Annotated in this window: 9 protein-coding genes and 1 pseudogene; 8 read left to right on the top strand and 2 right to left on the bottom strand. The window is 66.2% G+C overall.

What is annotated here, in order from left to right; all coding sequences use genetic code 11:
- Window positions 1–573 precede the first annotated feature (573 nt).
- On the bottom strand, window positions 574–3,759 hold the full coding sequence (locus tag OXT71_09735) for a TonB-dependent receptor (GenBank protein MDE2926665.1): 3,186 nt from the start codon (window positions 3,757–3,759) through the stop codon (window positions 574–576).
- Between the two features lie 144 nt (window positions 3,760–3,903).
- Here OXT71_09735 and OXT71_09730 point away from each other — a divergent pair.
- From OXT71_09730 to OXT71_09700, 7 genes and pseudogenes are all read left to right on the top strand, one after another.
- Window positions 3,904–5,151: pseudogene (locus OXT71_09730) on the top strand (glycosyltransferase family 4 protein).
- Window positions 5,152–5,205: 54 nt separating this feature from the next.
- Window positions 5,206–5,919, top strand: a complete 714-nt coding sequence (locus OXT71_09725) for an ABC transporter ATP-binding protein (protein MDE2926664.1) — start codon at window positions 5,206–5,208, stop codon at window positions 5,917–5,919.
- Window positions 5,898–9,278 (top strand): ABC transporter permease, encoded by a 3,381-nt coding sequence (locus OXT71_09720; GenBank protein ID MDE2926663.1) that lies wholly within the window; start codon window positions 5,898–5,900, stop codon window positions 9,276–9,278. Before OXT71_09725 ends, OXT71_09720 begins: the two co-directional genes overlap by 22 nt.
- Before the next feature lie 180 nt (window positions 9,279–9,458).
- Entirely contained in the window at window positions 9,459–10,766 is a 1,308-nt protein-coding gene (locus OXT71_09715; protein MDE2926662.1) for a coproporphyrinogen-III oxidase family protein, read from the top strand.
- On the top strand, window positions 10,767–12,080 hold the full coding sequence (locus OXT71_09710) for an NAD(P)/FAD-dependent oxidoreductase (protein MDE2926661.1): 1,314 nt from the start codon (window positions 10,767–10,769) through the stop codon (window positions 12,078–12,080). It begins immediately after the preceding gene.
- A gap of 9 nt (window positions 12,081–12,089) precedes the next feature.
- Window positions 12,090–12,542 carry a thioesterase family protein gene (locus OXT71_09705; protein MDE2926660.1) on the top strand — a complete coding sequence of 151 codons (453 nt, stop codon included), beginning with the start codon at window positions 12,090–12,092 and terminating at the stop codon, window positions 12,540–12,542.
- Window positions 12,543–12,547: 5 nt separating this feature from the next.
- Window positions 12,548–13,813 (top strand): AMP-binding protein, encoded by a 1,266-nt coding sequence (locus OXT71_09700; protein MDE2926659.1) that lies wholly within the window; start codon window positions 12,548–12,550, stop codon window positions 13,811–13,813.
- A 34-nt stretch (window positions 13,814–13,847) separates the two neighbouring features.
- On the opposite strand, the gene OXT71_09695 is transcribed toward OXT71_09700, so the two are convergent.
- Window positions 13,848–14,960, bottom strand: a complete 1,113-nt coding sequence (locus tag OXT71_09695) for a PQQ-binding-like beta-propeller repeat protein (protein ID MDE2926658.1) — start codon at window positions 14,958–14,960, stop codon at window positions 13,848–13,850.
- Between the two features lie 144 nt (window positions 14,961–15,104).
- On the opposite strand from OXT71_09695, the gene OXT71_09690 reads away from it, so the two are divergent.
- Complete coding sequence (locus OXT71_09690) at window positions 15,105–18,380, top strand: exodeoxyribonuclease V subunit gamma (protein ID MDE2926657.1); 3,276 nt, start codon at window positions 15,105–15,107, stop codon at window positions 18,378–18,380.
- The last annotated feature ends 2 nt before the right edge of the window (window positions 18,381–18,382 follow it).

Genomic DNA, 18,382 nt, shown 5'->3' with positions numbered 1-18,382 from the left:
CCGTTTAGAAGGTGGGTTGCAATGAGGTAAACCGCTCGGGAGAATAGATCCTAACACTATTAATATCAGATACTTACGAGAATTCTTCCGTAGACCCTGCGAGAGCAACGCTCAAACGCGTTTGTCACGTAGACTCGCCCGATCGCCGATCCCTCCACCGGTGCACCGAACGCCTCAGATCATGAAACTACTCAATAAACGTGGGCTCTTCCCAAATTTCTGACGGTTCAGGAGAACAGGAAAGCAGAGTTCAATAAGGATCGCGAAAAGGCGGTCCGTCCCCGCGTTCCCGACCCGATGGCACCATCAATCAAGAGCTCCGCGATCCCATCCGTAATCGCGTAGAAACGAATCTCGCGAATGCCTTTGCGGGAATCGAGACGACTGCAACAATCGCAACAATCGGGACTGTCCCTTTGTTACGGAAATTGGGACTGTCCCTTTATGTTGGGAAATCGAGACTGTCCCTTTACTACGCTACGTCCCGCTACGAGGTCCTACGTCCACGGCGCTACGCGCTACGAGGTCGCCATGGCCGTTAACCGGATGCGGAACCTCTCGGTCCAGTCCAGATCAGAACAACAGCTTGAGGCCCAACTGGATGTGGCGGGGCTCTCCCGCCGAGAGGATCCGGCCGAAGGTGGGCGAGCCCAGAAAGAGATCCGGGAGGTGCAGATTGGGCCGGTTGAAGAGGTTGAAGAACTCGGCCCGGAACTGGACCGTGGCCTCCTCGGAAATCTTCGTATCCCGCACCAACGAAAGGTCCACCGTTGCGTATCCCGGTCCTTCGAGAATGTTCCTTCCCGAGTTGCCGAAACTGCCATAGCTGGGAAAAACGAAGGCCCGGGTGTCGAACCACCGATCCGGACCGGGATTGGAGATGGTCCCGGTGGCCGTTCGGTGAGGCCGGTCGTTGGCGCCGAAGCCCAGAATCGACCGTCCGGTGTTGCTGTTGTCGATCTCCGGAAGCAGGGCCACGGTGAACGGATGACCCGTCTGGAAGGTCAGGATCCCGAAGCTCTGCCAGTTGGAGAGGAGACTGGAGAGAATTCCCAGATCCCCCAGGAACGACCGGCCCCGGCCCACCGGAATCTCCCAGGAATAGCTCACCGAGAGCCGATGGGTCAGGTCGAAGTTGGACCGCGCCCGCTCCGTCCCGACGTTCGAGCTGTCCTGGGGAAAGTTGGGATCACCGGTGCTGGAAAAGAAGCTGGACGAGTCATCGATGGACTTGGCCCAACTGTAGGAGGCCAGCAGCGAAAACCCGGAACTCAACCGGCGGTTGAACCGCGCCTGGAGCGAGTGATAGCTGGAGTTCCCGCGCGACTCCAGCATGTTGATGTCATCGAACTGCGGGATCGGCCGGCGATAGCGCCCCACGGGACTGGGATTCGGCTGGTTGAAGTCGCGCGCCGTCAGGAGCTTGGCCCCCTTGGACCCCACGTAGCCCACCTCGATCATCTGCCGGGTTCCCAGCTCCCGCTGCAGATTCAGGTTCCAGTGCTGGCTGTAGGCCTGGGCCAGGTCCCGCTGGTAGAAGAGGACCGACGGGGGGATTCGATAAGGGTAGTTTTGGGGAAAGGGATCATACAGCGTCAACAGCCGTTCGGGCAGCGGGAAGTAGAGGCGGAAATCGAAATACGGCGGATTGAAGTAAAGGCCTTCGCCAGGCGCCAGGGGCGATTGGTCGTAGAAGACCCCGTACCCCGTCCGGAGCACCAGGCGTCCGCCCCGGTCCAGTCCCCAGGCCAGTCCGATCCGGGGAGCCCAGTTGTTCCGGTCGGGCAGATACCCGCCCCGGGGCACGCCACCGGTTCCGACGCCGACCAGCGATCCACTCTCCGGATCGTAGACGTTGGCCCGATCGTCCTTGTCGACGGGCGGTGAGTTGTACTCATAGCGCACGCCCAGAGCCAGCGTCAGGTTGGGCCTCAACTTGAAATGGTCCTGAATGAAGAAGCTGTAGCTTCGGTTGCGAAGGTGCTGGGGATTGTCGAGCCGCGCCACGCCCGTCAGCGAGGGCAGTCCCAGGAGCAGATCGGCCAAGCCGTTTTCCGTGATTCCGGTCTGGCCCACGAAGTTGAGAAAGCCGCGGGACTGGACGTCCCGGTAGGCGTCCTGCCGGACGATCCGGACATCCCCGCCCACTTGCCAGAGATGTTTGCCGCTGGCGTAGGTGGAATGGTTCAGAATCTGAAAGGTGTCCGACGCGCTGTGCTGAGGGTTGTTGTATTCGTCCCCCAAAGACGAAAACCCGGAGACGGTGATGAGACTCATCCCCAGATCGCGGGGACGGTCGGAGAGATCGGGCAAACCCAATTCGGAGTTGATGCTCCGGCCCATGTTCTCGTGGAAAGCGCCGGCTGCAACCCGGTTGAAGGCGAAACGCACCTGATTCAGGAAGCGGGAGGTGAAGGCATGCGATTCGCTGACGGCCAGATTCTGGGCGCGCCTGGGGACGTTGGTTCCGTATCCGGGCACGGCTGAGAAGAGGGGCCCGGAAAAGGGATCGAAGAGGTCCCGGTCGCCGAAACTGTAGCGAATTGCCAGGTTCGAGGACGAACTCGCGGCGTGATCGATCCTCACGTCGAAATGGTCGTCCCGATCCTCCAGGGTGGGCGAAGAGACGAAGTTGGGACCCTCCCCCGAGCGGTTGGGGTCGGGATAGAGTTGAGCGATGGCGCGGCCCGTGGGATGCATCCAGAAGGTGGGGATCGCGTTTCCGGGAAACGGCTGGCGGGTCAACGGATTCACCGGCAACGGACCTGAGGAGCCTGAAAAATCGCCCGAACGCTCGGCGAGAGTGGGGACCGTGGTGCCCCGGGTGACTCCCTGGCGAACCCTTCGTCCTTCGTAGTCGGCAAAGAAGAACGTCCGGTTCCGGACCACGGGCCCTCCCAGCGAGAACCCGAACTGGCTTCTCCGATACTCGGGGTCCGGCCCCTGAGGCAATGAGAAGTAGTTCCGGGCATCCAGAGCCGCGTTCCGGAAGAAACCGTAGACGGTTCCATGGAACCGGTTGCCGCCCGACTTGGTCACGACATTGATCTGACTGCCCACGTTTCGTCCGAACGAGGCGTCGTAGGTGCCCATGAGCACTTCGAATTCCCGGATAGCGTCGACGGGAGGGTTGACGCCGACCCCGTTGAGCTTGGGGTCTCCGTTGTAGACGCCGTCCAACAGAAAACTGTTGGACGCCTCGCGCTGCCCGTTGATGTTCAACGCGAAGTCGCCGCGGACCGAACCGGCCGATCCGGGCGCGGCGGGTGCGCTCCCCGGGAGCAGCAGGCTCAACTCGAAGAAGTTCCTCCCATCCAGTGGGAGGCCCGCGACCTGTGAGTTCTCGATGACGCTTCCCAACGCCAATGAGTCCCGCTTGAGCCACCCGCGGCTCTCCACGACCAATACCTCCTCGGTCAGTTCGCCCGGCTGCAGCGTTACTCGAAGCTCCAACCGCTCGTTGACCCGCAGGGAGAACTTCTCCACATGCTTCCGGTAGCCGGCGTGGGCGATTTCCAGACGGTAGGTTCCGGACGTAAGAAGCGGGATCAGCAGGTGGCCGTCCCGGTCGGCGACTCCGGTTCGCCGGCGGTTTGTTTCCTCTTGGACCACCTCGGCAGCGGCTCCCTCCACAGGACCGGTTCCGTCCCCGATCAGCAGCCTCAGCGAGCCTTCAACGGTCTGGCCCTGAAGCGTACCCCCGGCGCAGAGCAGGAGAATCAGGATCAACTCGGTTCGATGTTTCAGTCCCAATGGCATGGATTCCATCCAACGTTCGGGTAGCCGGTCGAGGCGGGCTCATGTTACCAGCCCGTCCCCGAAGTCTCCACGCGGAAACGAATTGCGCCCACCGGAATTTCCACATCTTGCAGCGGGGACCGGCCCCGGCGTAATCTTCTTCCCATGAGGGTCGTGTACATCACGGCGGGCGCAGGCGGCAGATACTGCGGGGCCTGCTTTCGGGACAACACCCTGGCCTCCGACCTCCTGGCCCGGGGACACGACGTCGAGTTGGTTCCCCTCTACACTCCGACCGTCACCGACGAACCCAACGTGAGTCTTGGGACCACCTTCTTCGGCGGCGTCAACGTCTACCTGCAGCAGCGTTTTTCCTTCTTCCGTTCGACTCCCTGGTTTCTGGATCGGTTCCTGGACTCCTCCTGGCTGCTGAACTCGGCCGGCCGCTGGGGAACCCGGACCGACCCCGGCGAACTGGGGGAGACCGCAGTCTCGGTCCTCAGGGGAGAATCGGGTTTTCAGCGCAAGGAACTGGAGAAGCTGTTGAGTTGGCTCCGAAGCCGCCGCCGTCCGGACATGGTCCACCTGGGGAACAGTCTGCTCAGCGGACTGGCTCCCGCCTTGAAAAAGGCCCTGTCCTGCCCCGTCTGCTGCACCCTCCAGGGCGAGGACCTGTTCCTGAAGGCGTTGAACGAACCCTACCGGTCCCAGGCCCAGGAGAGGATCCGGGCCAATGCCGAGTTCATCGATCAGTTCCACGCCGTGAGCCGCTACCACGCCCGAGCGATGCGGGACTACCTGGAACTCCCCGGCTCCAAGGTCGGCGTAATCCGTTCGGGAATCCACGTCGACGACTTTCAGCCGCGCGACTCCGCGCCGTCCCGTCCCTTCACCGTGGGATACCTGGCCCGGATCGCGCCCGAGAAGGGGTTGCACCTCCTCTGTGAAGCGTATCGCGGCGTCGCCCGCAAGTCGGGTCCGGGCAGCACGCGCCTGCTGGTGGCGGGTGATCCGTCCACCGATCATTCCGGCTATCTGCAAGGGATCAGGAAGAAGATGCGCCGGTGGGGCCTGGAGGACAGCTTCCAGTACCGGGGCAGCCTGAGTCGTGCGGAGAAGATCCGGTTCCTGCAGGAATTGGACGTTCTCTCGGTGCCCGCCTGCTACGACGAACCCAGGGGACTCTACACGCTGGAGGCTCAGGCCTGCGGCATTCCCGTGGTCCAGCCGAGGCGCGGGGTCTTCCCGGAGATCCTCGCGGCCACCGGCGGCGGCCTGCTGGTGGAGCCGGACGACTCCGCCGACCTGGCTCGCGGGATTCTGGATCTCCAACGCGATCCGGAACGGACAGCCGAGTTGGGCCGGCGCGGGCGGGAAGGAGTTCGGGCGCACTACGACGCGCGTCAAATGGCGGCCGCCACGCTGCAGTCCTACGAGCGCCTGACCAGTCCGTCCAAACCCGGACGCATGCCCGCCGGGAGCGGCAGCTCTCCCCGGGGACCGGGCGGCCTGCAGGTCCGGGAGCTGAGCAAGGACTACGCCACGCCCCGGGGCACCCTTCCGGTGCTGTCAGGAGTTTCATTGTCCCTCTCCCGGGGAGACGCGGTTTCGATCGTGGGACCCTCCGGTAGCGGCAAGAGCACGCTGCTTTACATCCTGGGAGCTCTGGAGCCGCCCACGGCCGGCACCGTCCGGCTGGAGGGGCAGAATCCGTTCGAATTGGAGCCGGGAGAACTGGCCCAATTCAGGAACCGGCAGGTGGGTTTTGTCTTCCAGGATCACTGCCTCCTGCCCCAATGCTCCGTCCTGGAAAACGTCCTGATACCGACCCTGGTCACCCGCGCCCGGTCCAACGGCGGGGATCAGGTGCGCAAGGCCCGCGGCCTGCTGGAACGGGTGGGTCTCGGCGGTCGCCTCGATCACCGGCCCTGGGAACTCTCGGGCGGGGAGAAACAGCGCGCGGCCCTGGCCCGGGCCTTGATCCTGGATCCTTTTCTGCTGCTCTGCGACGAGCCCACCGGCAACCTGGACCGCCGGTCGGCGGAAACCGTCAGCGACCTCCTGTTGGAGCTGCACGGGCGCCGGCGCACGATTCTCATGGTGGTCACCCACAATCTGGAGCTGGCGGCGCGGTTTCCCAACCGTTATGAGCTCCGCGAATGCCGGCTCCACCCGCGATGAGGCTCCGCCGGGTCGTCATACGAAGCCTCGTCCACTTCTGGCCCACCCAACTGGCCATCATCGGGGGTGTGGCCGTGAGCGTCGCCACGCTGGCCGGCGCCCTCCTGGTGGGAGATTCGGTCCGCTCCAGCCTCAGGGCGCTGGTGCTGGAGCGCTTGGGCAAGACGCACACCGCCGTCACGGCCTCCATGCCCTTCCCCGAGGATCTGGCCCGGAGACTCCAGGCCCATCCCGGCTTCTCCCAGGCTTTCGGGGGCGTCTGTCCCCTCATGGCGGCGGAAGGCGCCGTGGTTCACGCCGGCACCCGGCGACTGGCGTCCCGGGTCCAGGTCTACGGAGTGGACGAGCGGTTCTGGGCATTCCACGGACAGCCGTCCGAGCCCCTGGACCGCCGCAGCGCCCTCCTCAGTCCCGAATTGGCGCGGGAGCTGGATTGGAAGGAAGGGGACAGTCTGCTGGTGACGCTGCAGCAGCAGGCTGCGACTCCGGCCGAAACTCTTCATGGCCGGAGGGACTCCTCGGGAACCACGCTGAGGGTCCGGGGCAGCCGCGTCCTGCAGCCGGAGAACCTGGGAGAGTTCTCGATCCTGCATCGAGGCGCCGCAGTCCGGACCCTGTTTCTGCCCCTGGCCGAGATTCAGCGGGCCCTGGAACAGGAGGGCCGGGTCAACGCGCTGCTCCTGTCCGAAAGCGAGAACCCGTCCGGGAATGACGGGAACCGGCTTTCTGGAATGCTCCGGAAATCCTTCACTCCGGACGATGCCGGACTCCGGATCCGGGCCCTGGAACATTGCTCCTGCCTCTCGTTGGAGCATGAAGGGGGCCTGCTGGAGCAACCCGTGGTTGCCGCGGCCCGGCGGGCGGGCGCCGCCCTGAACCTGAAGCCCCGGCCCATCTTCAGCTACGTCGTCAACTCCATTGCCCATGGCGAGAAGAGTGTCCCCTACTCTCTGGTGACGGGGCTCGAATCGGACCACCTGGCCCTGATCTCGGGGGGCGCGGCATCAGATTCCCAAGAGGAGGGTTCTCCCGCGCCGATCTGGCTCAACGACTGGACCTCCCGGGATCTGGGGATCGGCCCCGGAACACCTGTGACACTGGAGTATTTCCTTTGGGATTACCGACGGGGGCTCTCGACGCAGACGGCGGAATTCCGGGTGGCCGGGGTCGTTCCCCTCTCCGGCCCGGCCGCGGACCGGGACCTGGTTCCCGAATTCGAGGGCATCAGCCGGACCGAGTCCATCTCCCATTGGGACCCGCCCTTCCCCGTCGACCTCTCGAGGATCCGGCATCAGGACGAAGATTATTGGGAACGCTACCGCACCACCCCCAAGGCGTTTCTCCCTCTTGAAACCGTCCAGAAGCTGTGGGGGTCCCGGTTCGGCGACGTGACCTCGCTGCGCTTCGGGAAACCGGACGAACTCACGCTGGGCGAGACTCTCGACCGCTTTCGGACGAGCCTGCTGGCAAACCTCACCCCCGAGAACATGGGATTCGCCCTGCACCCGGTCAGGGTCACCGGCATCGAGGCGTCGCGCGGGAGCACCGACTTCGGCGAGTACTTCCTCTACTTCAGTTTCTTCCTGGTCGTCTCCGCCCTGCTCCTGACCGTCCTTTTCTTCAAGCTGGGCCTGGAGCAGCGGCTGCGCCAAGTCGGCCTGTTCAAGGCCCTGGGGATTTCGGAACCTCTGATCCGGCGCATCTTCGCGGCTGAAGGCCTGGTCCTGGCCCTCGCCGGGAGCCTGGTGGGCCTGGCGGGAGCCGCCGCCTACGGCTGGCTGATGATGTGGGGCCTGCGAACCCGCTGGATCTCGGCGGTGGGAACCACCAGGCTGACCCTGCACGTGGAACCGGCGACCCTTCTGGTTGGGGCCGCCGCCGGGGTGGCGGCCGCCTTCGCCTGTATCCTGCTGACCCTTCGAAGGCTCGGCAAGGCGCCTCCCCGGCTCCTGCTGGCGGGCGAGAAGGAGCCGCTGGCCCCCGGCTCCGGACGGCGGTCCCTGCTGGCGGCGCTGGCGCTGGGAGCGGCCGGACTGATCTTCCTGCTGGCGGCGATCCAGGACTGGATCGGCCAGACGGCCGGATTCTTCGGCTCCGGCGCCCTGCTGCTGGTCTCTCTCCTGGCGTTCCAGTGGTGGTTTCTTGCCTCGGACCGGGCGCTGCGATTCCAGGGACGGGGGATCGCGGCCCTGAGCCGGATCGGACTCCGGAACATGAGCTACCGGCCGGGCCGGGCCCTCCTCTCCATCGGCCTCATCGCGCTGGCCTCCTTCATCATCGTGACGGTGGGAGTCTTTCGCCGCGAGGGTGGCCCCTCCCTGGCGCCCGGGTCGGGAACCGGCGGATTCTCCCTGGCGGCCGAGTCGTCGCTTCCCTTCTTCCAGGACCCCGACGACCCGGAGAGCGCACCCGAACTGAACCTGGACCGGCTGCCCTCTCGGGAAAAGCTCCGCTTCTGGTCGTTCCGGCTCCGTCCCGGGGACGACGCCAGTTGCCGCAATCTCTATCGCCCGGCCAACCCGAGAATCCTGGGCGCACCATCCGCCTTTCTGGACCTGGGACGCTTCAGCTTCAGTTCTTCGCTGGCTTCCGAAGACCAGGACAATCCGTGGCGCCTGCTGGAGGCGGACCCGGAAGACTCGGCGATTCCCGCCATCGCCGACGCCACCTCAATGGCGTATTCGCTGCACACCGGCCTCGGAGAAAAGATCGTTCTGAACCGGGCGGAAGGGGAGCCGGTCCGGCTGAAGCTGGTGGGAGCCCTGTCCGACAGCGTTCTGCAAGGCGAGATCGTGATCTCCGAGCGGAACTTCCTGAAGCTGTTCCCGAAACAGCAGGGTTACCGCTACTTCCTCATCGAGACTCCCGACCGCGAGGACGGGGACTGGGTTGAACGCCTGGAGCGGAGCCTCTCCGACTACGGGTTCGACGCCACCTCCACCGCCGACCGCCTGGCCAGCTTCCACCGGGTCGAGAATACGTACCTGTCCACCTTCCAGAGCCTGGGGGCGCTGGGCCTGCTGCTGGGAACGTTGGGAACCGCGGTGATCCTGCTCCGAAACGTCCTGGAGCGCCGCAGAGAGCTGGCCTTGATGCGGGCCGTCGGCTACGGACCGGGCCACCTTGGCGCCATGGTGCTGGCCGAGAACCTGCTGCTGGTGGGTTTCGCCCTGGTGACGGGGGTCTCCTCGGCCCTGGTCGCTGTGGCCCCGGTTCTCCTCGCCCGCGACCTGGGCCCCGCCCTGGCCCCCACCGGAGCCCTCGCCGGCCTGGTCCTCCTGGTGGGGCTGCTGGCCTCGCTGGCCGCCGTCGCCGCCGCCATCCGCACCCCCGTCATCGCCTCCCTCCGTTCGGAATAGCGGCGACCTCCCCGTCGCCGGGAGCGGCCGGTTTCCAACCGCCGAACTCCGAAGTGGACATCTGGCAATGAGTGCAGGACGACTGGAAGTCTCCCCTCCACCCGTCCGCCAAATTCCGTCTGATAGAATGACCCCGCGCGGCGGCAGGCGATCCGGCCCCGCCGCGGCCGGGCTTGCGTGATGCAATCGGACAAGGACACCGTCGCCAGCAACTACTTCATCGCCAACTATCCCCCTTTCTCCTTCTGGAAGCCGGAGGGCGTGACGGACGCACTGGCGGCTTTGGCGCGCCCCGCGGACCCCGAGACACCGCTGGGCCTCTACCTCCACATCCCCTTCTGCCGCAAGCGCTGCCATTTCTGCTATTTCAAGGTCTATACGGGCAAGGGTTCCCGGGAGATCCTGGGCTATCTGGACGCACTGGTCCGGGAGCTGGACCTCTACTCCCGGCTTCCTTTTGTGAACGGCCGGGAACTGGACTTCATCTACTTCGGAGGCGGGACTCCGTCCTACCTCTCCACCCGGCAACTCTCGGCCCTGGTCGAGGAGTTGAAGCAGCATTTCTCCTGGGATCACGCCCGGGAGATCACCTTCGAATGCGAGCCCGGCACGCTGACGCCGGGGAAGCTGGAGCTTCTGCGCGACCTCGGCGTCACCCGCCTCAGCCTGGGGGTGGAGAACTTCGACGACCATGTCCTGGAGATCAACGGCCGGGCGCACCGTTCCCGCGAGATCTGGGACGTCTACGAGCGGGCCAGCCGGCTCGACTTCCCCCAGGTCAACATCGATCTCATTGCCGGGATGTTGGACGAGACGGAGGAGAACTGGCGCCGGTGCGTGGAGAACACCCTCCAGCTTCAACCCGACAGCGTCACCGTCTACCAGATGGAGATTCCCTTCAACACCACCATCTACCAGCGTATGCGCGACCAGGGGCAGACTCGGGCGCCCGTGGCCGACTGGCCCACCAAGCGCCGCTGGGTGGACCTGGCTTTCCAGGAACTGGAACAAAACGGCTACCACGTGGCCAGCGCCTACACCGCCGTCCGATCGCCGGAACGGAGCCGGTTCCTCTACCGGGACCAGCTCTGGTCGGGGGCCGACATGATGGCCCTGGGAGTGGCTTCCTTCTCCCACGTGGGAGGGACCCATTTCCAGAACGAGCACGACATGGGACCCTACCTGCGCCGCCTGGACCAGGGGGAGCTCCCCTTGCACCGCGCCCTGACGCCGACCGGTGAGGAGCGCCTGATCCGGGAGCTGATCCTGCAGTTGAAGCTGGGCCGGGTCCGGACCGGGTATTTTCGGAACAAATTCCAAGTGGACATTCTCGAGAGGTTCGCGGATCCCATCGGCGAACTGGCCGGGGAGGGCTACATGACGGCCTCCCCCGAAGAATTGGAACTCAGCCGGGAGGGCCTGCTGCAGGTGGATCGGCTGTTGCCCCTATTCTTCCTCCGGGAGCATCAAGATTCGCGCTACACGTAAATGACGGAGACAGTCCGAGATTACGACGTGGTGGTGGCCGGGGGAGGACCCGCCGGCGCGACCACCGCCGCCTTGCTGGCCCAGACCGGATGGAAGGTGCTGGTGCTGGAGAAGGAGCGGTTTCCCCGCTACTCGGTGGGGGAATCGCTGATGCCCTATTGCTACTTCACCCTGGAGCGACTGGGACTGATCGAGCAGCTCAAGCGTTCGGCCTTTCCCCGCAAATACAGCGTCCAGTTCGTCTCCACCGGGGGACGCGTCTCCCAGCCCTTCTACTTTTTTCAGCACCTGGACCACGAAGCCTCCACCACCTGGCAGGTCCTGCGCAGCGAGTTCGATTCTCTCCTGCTGGACAACGCCCGGGCCAAGGGAGCCACGGTCCGGGAAGAGGTCTCGGTCACCCGCCTGGTCCGGGAAGCGGGTTCGGTCACGGGCGTGGAGGCCGTCACCCGCGACGGCGAGAGGTTCCGGGTCCTGGCGCCCATGACCGTCGACGCCACGGGCCGAGCCGCCGTGTCCGCCGCCTCCAACCGCTGGAGGATACGGGACCGGGCCCTGAACCGGGCGGCGCTCTGGACCTACTATCGGGGCGCGCTCCGGGACCCGGGGCTGGACGAAGGAGCCACCACCATCGCCTACCTGCCCGAGAAGGGGTGGTTCTGGTACATCCCGCTCCCGGACGATCAGGTCAGTGTCGGCGCCGTAGCCCACAAGAGCTACCTGTTTCGCGACTCCCGGGACCTCCAGAACATTTTCGACCGCGAGATCCAGCGCAATCCGTGGATCCGCAAGCACGTGGCCTCGGGACGCCAGGAGGGTCCGGTGAGATTGACGGGGGACTACTCGTACCGTTCACGCTACTGCGCCGCCCCGGGCTTGGTGCTGGTGGGAGACGCCTTCGCCTTCCTGGACCCCATCTTCTCCTCCGGCGTGTTCCTGGCGCTGAAGAGCGGAGAGATGGCCGCGGACGCCATCGACGACGCCCTCAAGGCGGGTGACGTCGGCGCGGACCGTTTCGCCCGGTATGGACGCGACCTGACTCGGGGCATCGAGGCCATGCGGCGCCTGGTCTATGCCTTCTACGACCGGGAGTTCAGCTTCCGGCGGCTTCTGAACCGGCATGGGGACCTGAGGGGCGACCTCACCGACTGCCTCATCGGCCACCTCTTCCGGGAGTTCGACGATCTTTTCGGCGCCATCGAGGAGCTGGTGGAGTTGCCGCCGCCCTTGAAACATGGCCATCCGCTGGCCGGGGAGGGCTTTCGCCCGCCCCTCCGCCGGGCCGCAACCGCAACCGGACCAGCGATCAGGTAGTCGAGTCCAGTGGCGTACGAGTTCAAGGCCAGCCGCCGGATCCAGTTCGCGGACACGGACATGGCCGGCATCGTCCACTTCGCCAACTTTTTCCGCTTCATGGAGGAGACGGAGCACGAGTTCTACCGCTCGCTGGGATTCGCGGGTCACTTCAGCGGGCCCCGGGGGACGTTGGGTTGGCCCCGGCTCAGCGCCAGTTGCGACTACCGGAAACCCCTCCGGTTCGAGGACGTGGTGGAGATCCACCTCCTGGTGCGCGCCAAGGAGGAAAAATCCCTCCTCCTGGATTTTATTTTCCGGAAACAGTCCCGCAACGGTCTCCAGGTGGTGGCGGCCGGCGCCCTCAAGGTCGTCTGCGTCCGGGTCTCCGAGGAGACGGGCCTCATGTCCTCCATCCCCATCCCGCCTGAAATCTCCGCCCGGATCGACGCCGCTCCTTCCCGCCTGCTGGAGAGCCTTTGAGTCCTATGGAGCCCCCCGGACCGGAAGCCATCCGGAAACGGCAGCGTGAGAAACTGCAGCGGCTGCTGGAAACGGTCCTGGCCTCGAATCCGTTCTACCGGGAGAAGCTGGGCCCCACACCGCTGACACGGAAGCCTCCGAGCCTCCGCGAGTTTCGGCGCCAGGTTCCGTTCACCGGGAAACGGGAGCTCCTGGAGGACCAGGTCCGGAATCCTCCCTTCGGCCGCAACCTGAGCTTTCCGCTGCACCGTTACACCCGTTTCAACCAGACCAGCGGCAGCCGGGGCGAACCGCTCCGTTGCCTGGACACCGCCGAGACCTGGGACAAGATGCTGGAGTGCTGGAAGACCGTCTACCGGATGTCGGGAGTGAGGCCCGGGGACCGCATCTTCTTCGCCTTCTCCTTCGGCCCCTTCCTGGGTTTCTGGACCGCCTTCGACGCGGCGCAAGCCCTGGGGACACTCTGTATTCCGGGCGGCGGGCAGAGCAGCCTGGGGCGCCTGCGAGCCATTCTGGACAACCGGGTGGACGTCCTCTGCGCCACGCCGACCTACGCCCTGCACCTGGCTGAGGTCGCGTCGGAAAACGGCCTCTCGCTGGAGCAGTCCCCGGTTCGAATCCTGTTGACGGCCGGAGAACCGGGGGGGTGCATCGAGGCCACCCGGACGCGCCTGGAAGCCGCCTGGGGAGCCCGCCTTCGCGACCACCACGGCATGACCGAGGTGGGCCCCGTCAGCTACGAGTGCCCTTCCCGTCGGGGCGTCCTGCACGTCCTGGAAAACGCCTGTCTGGCCGAGGTGGTGGACCCGGCCACCTCCCGTCCCATCGCCCCGGGGGAGACGGGGGAGTTGATTCTGACCACGCTGGACCGGGTCGGGTCGCCGGTCCTGCGCTACCGGACCGGAGACTTGGTGAAACCGTCCACCATGAGCCCCTGCGCCTGCGGCCGATTCGAGCTGGCGCTGGAAGGCGGCGTTCTGGGGAGGGTCGACGACATGGTGGTGATCCGGGGCGTGAACCTGTTTCCGGCCGCCGTCGAGGAGGTGATCCGGAAACGCCCGGAAATCTCCGAGTACCGGGTGGAGGTCCACGAGTCGGGCGTGCTCAAGGAAATGACGATCCAGATCGAGTCGAGCCTGGGGGAAGGGGGAGCCCGGCAACTGGAGCGGGAGCTTCACGCCGCCTTCGCGCTGAGAATTCCCGTCTCGCCGGTGCCGCCGGGGACTCTGCCCCGCTTCGAAATGAAGTCACGGCGCTGGGTTATGAAGTGAGGGCCGAGTATCGAGCCCGGGTTGGCGCGGGGAATCACCGGGAAGCGGCGCCGAAACAGTAGAGCAGTCCGTCCTGGGACCCGACGATGACCCGGCCGGCCGCCACCGCGGGGGAAGCGGAAATCCTCCCGCCCGTTCGAAACTCCCACAACGGCTTCCCGGTCTCCAGGTCCAGCGAGTAGAGCCGGCCGTCGTAGGAACCGACCCAGACCCGCCCATCGGCAATGGCCGGAGAGGAGTCCACTCGAGCCCGGGTGGCATGGGTCCACAACGCCTTTCCGGTGTCGGCATCCAGGCAATGAACCAGTTTGTCCCGTCCTCCCACCACGACCTTCCCGCCGAACCGGGCGGCGGACGAGTAAAACGGCGCCGCCCGCTCCGGAGCCTGGTAACGCCAGAGAACGGCGCCGGATTTCAGCCCCACGGCCAGCACCTGGTTGTCGAAGGTCCCGAAGACGGCCCTGTCTCCGGCGAGGGACGGGGAGGCCCCGGTGTAGGCGCCCACATCCACCGTGACCACCGGCTCTCCGTCGGAGACCCGGATCCCGCGCAACATGCCGTCGCACCCTGAAACGTAGGCGATTCCGTCGAGAACTCCGGGGGTGCAGTGGAGCGGTCCGTCCGTCTCCCGCTTCCAGCGAAGGTCCCCTCCGCCGGCGGAAATGCAATAGAGGTACCCGTCGTAGGAACCGACCAGGACCGAGTCTGACAACACCACCGGGGAAGATTTCACCTCACCGTCGGTCTGAAAGGTCCAGCGCCTGGTCCCGTCGGCCTCGGACACGGCGTGGAGCATTCCCGACAAATCGGCGATATAGACGCTGCCGCCGGAAACGGCAGCCGAGGACTCTCCAATGGCGTCCTGCGCCTCGTACCGCCAGGCCAACGCGCCCGATTCCAGGTCGACGGCGTGCAGCTCGCCTCCCGCCGTACCGACGAAGACGCGCCCACCACTGACGGCAGCCGAGGACTCGATGGGATCGCCCGCCTCATGAGTCCAGGCGAGTTCGGGAGAGGACGGCAACCGTGCGCCGGACACGCCGGTCAGGGAGGGACTCCCCCGGAACTGGGGCCAATCCCCGGCGCCGCACACGCCGACGGTCGCCACCGGAAGCGCCAACACCAACACCCAGACCGATTTTCGCAAGCGCAGTTTCTCCCGCCGGCCAGTTTACTACGGGAAGGCTTCGGCCGATGCCTCTTCGCCGCCTCGCAGCGCGCCCCTATGTGGATGCACAGCTCGGGGATATAATGCCGGCCCGAGCTTCTCCGCGGATTCTCATCTGCCGACATGTCCAATCGAATTCAGGAGGTCACCCGATACGAGTCGGTCCCCGCCGTCGTGGATCTCTGGATTGATTCCCTGGACTGCCCCGGCGAGATTCTGATCCTGGCGTCGACCCGGGCGGCGGCCGACGAATTGGCGAGAACCCTGTCTCTGCGCAACCAGGGCCGGATGGGTCTCCATCGGTGGACACCGGCACAACTGGCGGCGGCGCTGGCGACCCCGGATCTGGCGGGAGGGGGCCTGGCTCCCCTGAGCCGGCTGGGACTGGAGGCCCTGGCCGCTCGGGCCGGTTACCGGAGCCGGGAAGCAGGCAGCCCAGGTTACTTTGCTCCCGTCTCCGGTATGCCCGGCTTCTCCCGCGCCCTGGCGTCCACGCTACAGGACCTGCGTCTGGCTCAAGCCCGCGGTGACCGGTTGGCGCAATGCAGCCGGGGCGGACCCGATCTGGCCGACCTGCTGGAGCTGTACACGCGGGAACTCCAGGCACATGCCCTGGCCGACCGGGCCAGGTTGTTGGAGCTGGCGGCCGGGGCTCTTTACGGAGAGTCTCCGTGGGCCGGACTTCCCGTGGTGCTGTTGGACGTTCCTCCCCGTTCCCGGGCCGAGTTCCGCTTTTTCGGCTCTCTCATCGGCAGGTCTCCGGCGACGCTGGCCCTGGTTCTCTCGGGGGACGAACCGGGCATGGAGGCCTTCCGGGCGCTGTTGAAAGTGGCGGCTCCAACCCCGCCCCGGAACGGAGGAGAGGCCGGCGGGGCCGCTCTGGGCCGAATCCGGTCGAGCCTCTTCGCTGCCGGAGAGGTCGCCGGCGGTCCCATGGATCCCGGCTTTCGACTCTTTTCGGCCGTGGGCGAGGGTCACGAGTGCGTGGAGATCGCCCGGTCCCTCCTGGAGGAGGCCAAGCGGGGAACGGCCTTCGACCGGATGGCGGTCCTGTTGCGCAATCCGGAGGCCTACCAGTCCCAGATGGAGGAGGCGCTGGCCCGTGCAGGCATCCCCGGCTACTTCAGCCGGGGCATCTCGCGTCCCGACCCGGCGGGACGGGCTCTTCTGACCCTCCTGGAGTGCGCCGAGGAGGGCCTCACGGCCAGCCGATTCGCGGAGTACCTCTCCCTGGGCCAGGTTCCGCGCGGCCACCCCTCCCCGGATCGGGTCGAGCAGCAACCTCCCTGGGCCGGTCCGGGGGAAGACCTGGAGCTGAGCTTCAAGTCCGGCGGCGACGCGCCCGCGGCGGCGGAGGGCGACCCGGACCCGGAAGACGACCGTTCTCCGGTGATCGCCGGCACCCTCAGGACTCCGGCTCACTGGGAACGGCTCCTGGTGGATGCCGCCGTCATCGGCGGCAGGGACCGCTGGGAGAGCCGGCTCGCCGTCCTGGAATCGGACCTCCTGGCGAAACGGAGACGAAGGGAGGCGGAGGGGAACGAAGCGGCGGGACAGGCGCTCCGGAGCCGATTGGACCGGCTCAGGAACCTCAGGGATTTTGCCCTGCCGGTCATCGAGTTTCTGGGAGACTTTCCTCACCAGCAGAACTGGCGGGCCTGGCTGGAGCGGCTCCGCCGGCTGTCCGCCCTGGCTCTGCACCGGCCGGACACGGTGCTGTCCCTCCTGGCCGAACTGGAGCCCATGGGACAGGTGGGACCGGTGACCCTCACCGAGGTGAGAGAGGTCCTGAGCCAACGCCTCGGCGAACTGAGACGGGACCCGCCGGAGAGACCCTACGGCCGGGTCTTCGTCGGAACGCCGGGGGAGGCGTGCGGCCGGTCCTTCCAGGTGGTCTGTCTTCCCGGACTCTCGGAGGGAATCTTCCCCCGCAAGGCAACCGAGGACCCGCTGCTGCCGGACCCGCTGCGCCAGCGGGTTTCGGGCCACCTTCCCTTGCTGGCGGACAAGATCCGGGAGGAGCGCCGGTTGTTGCGCATCGCTCTGGCCGCGGCCTCCCGGCGCCTCATCGCTTCCTACCCGCGCATGGACCTGGTGCGGGGACGGTCCCGGGTCCCCTCCCTCTACGCCCTGGAACTGATGCGCGCGGCCTTGGGACAATTGCCCGACGTCCAGGAACTGGAACGGACGAGCGCCGCGGCCTCCAGCACCCGTCTGGGTTGGACCGCGCCCCGGGATCCCGCTCGTGCCATCGACGACGCCGAGTACGATCTGTCCACGCTGGGGCCGGTCCTGCAGGCGCCGAAATCTCAGGACACGGGCCAGGGGCGGTACCTGCTCCTGGTGAATCCGTGGCTGGCGCGGTCTTTGCGGGCACGCTACAAGCGCTGGCGCCCGGCCTGGTCGGACGACGACGGGATTCTGGCCCGGTCCGATTCCGCGGCCCGCGGGATTCTGCACAAGCACCGGCTCCGCAATCGAAGCTATTCCGCCACGGACCTGGAAACATTCGCCTCCTGTCCGTACCGCTTCTTCCTCCACTCCATCCAGAGGTTGCGGCCGAAAGAGGAAACCCTGGCTCCGGAACGCATGGATCCCCTGACCCGGGGCTCCCTCTTCCACGAAGTCCAGTCCCGGCTCTTTCGCCGGCTCCGGGAAGAGGACCTGCTCCCCATGAACGCTGGAAGGTTGGAGGACCTCCTGAGCCGGGCGGACCAGGTGCTGGACCAGGTCGCCGGGGCCTACCGGGAACGCATGGCTCCAATTCTCCCTTCGGTCTGGGAGTCGGAGGTCGAGGACCTGCGAATCGACCTCCGGACCTGGATCCGCGGCGCCAGCCAGGAGTCGGACGGATGGGTGCCGATCCACTTCGACTACGCTTTCGGCCTTGCCGGAGGCGAGGACCGGGACCGGGACAGCACTCCCGGAGAGGCCGTCATCCTGGACGGGATGCGGCTCCGGGGGATCGTCGACCTGGTGGAAATGCATCCCTCTCACCGCGTCCTCCGGATCACCGACCACAAGACCGGCAAAGCCAGGGAGCCCATACCCCAGTCGGTGGGACAAGGCGAAACCCTCCAACCCCTCCTCTATTCCCTGGCTGCCCAGGAACTCCTGGGCGTCCCGGTCGTTGGGGGACGCCTCCACTATTGCACCCAGAGAGGGAACTTCCGGATCCACCGGCTCCGGCTCGACCGGGAGGGCCGGAACCGGATCGGATCAGTGCTGGAGACCATCGACCAGGCGGTGGGCGAAGGCTTCCTTCCCGCCGCGCCTCGCGAGGAGAGTTGCGCCACCTGCGATTACCGGGCGGTCTGCGGACCGTACGAAGAACTGCGCGCCGACCTCAAGGAAAGCCGGCCCCTGGAGCCTCTCCTGCAGCTTCGCAAACTTCCCTGAGC

It is taken from the genome of Acidobacteriota bacterium (assembly GCA_028874215.1).
Taxonomy (GTDB): Bacteria; Acidobacteriota; UBA6911; order RPQK01; family JAJDTT01; genus JAJDTT01.
The sequence above is the reverse complement of the archived record's forward strand: the minus strand, read 5'-3'. Positions and strand labels throughout refer to the sequence as shown.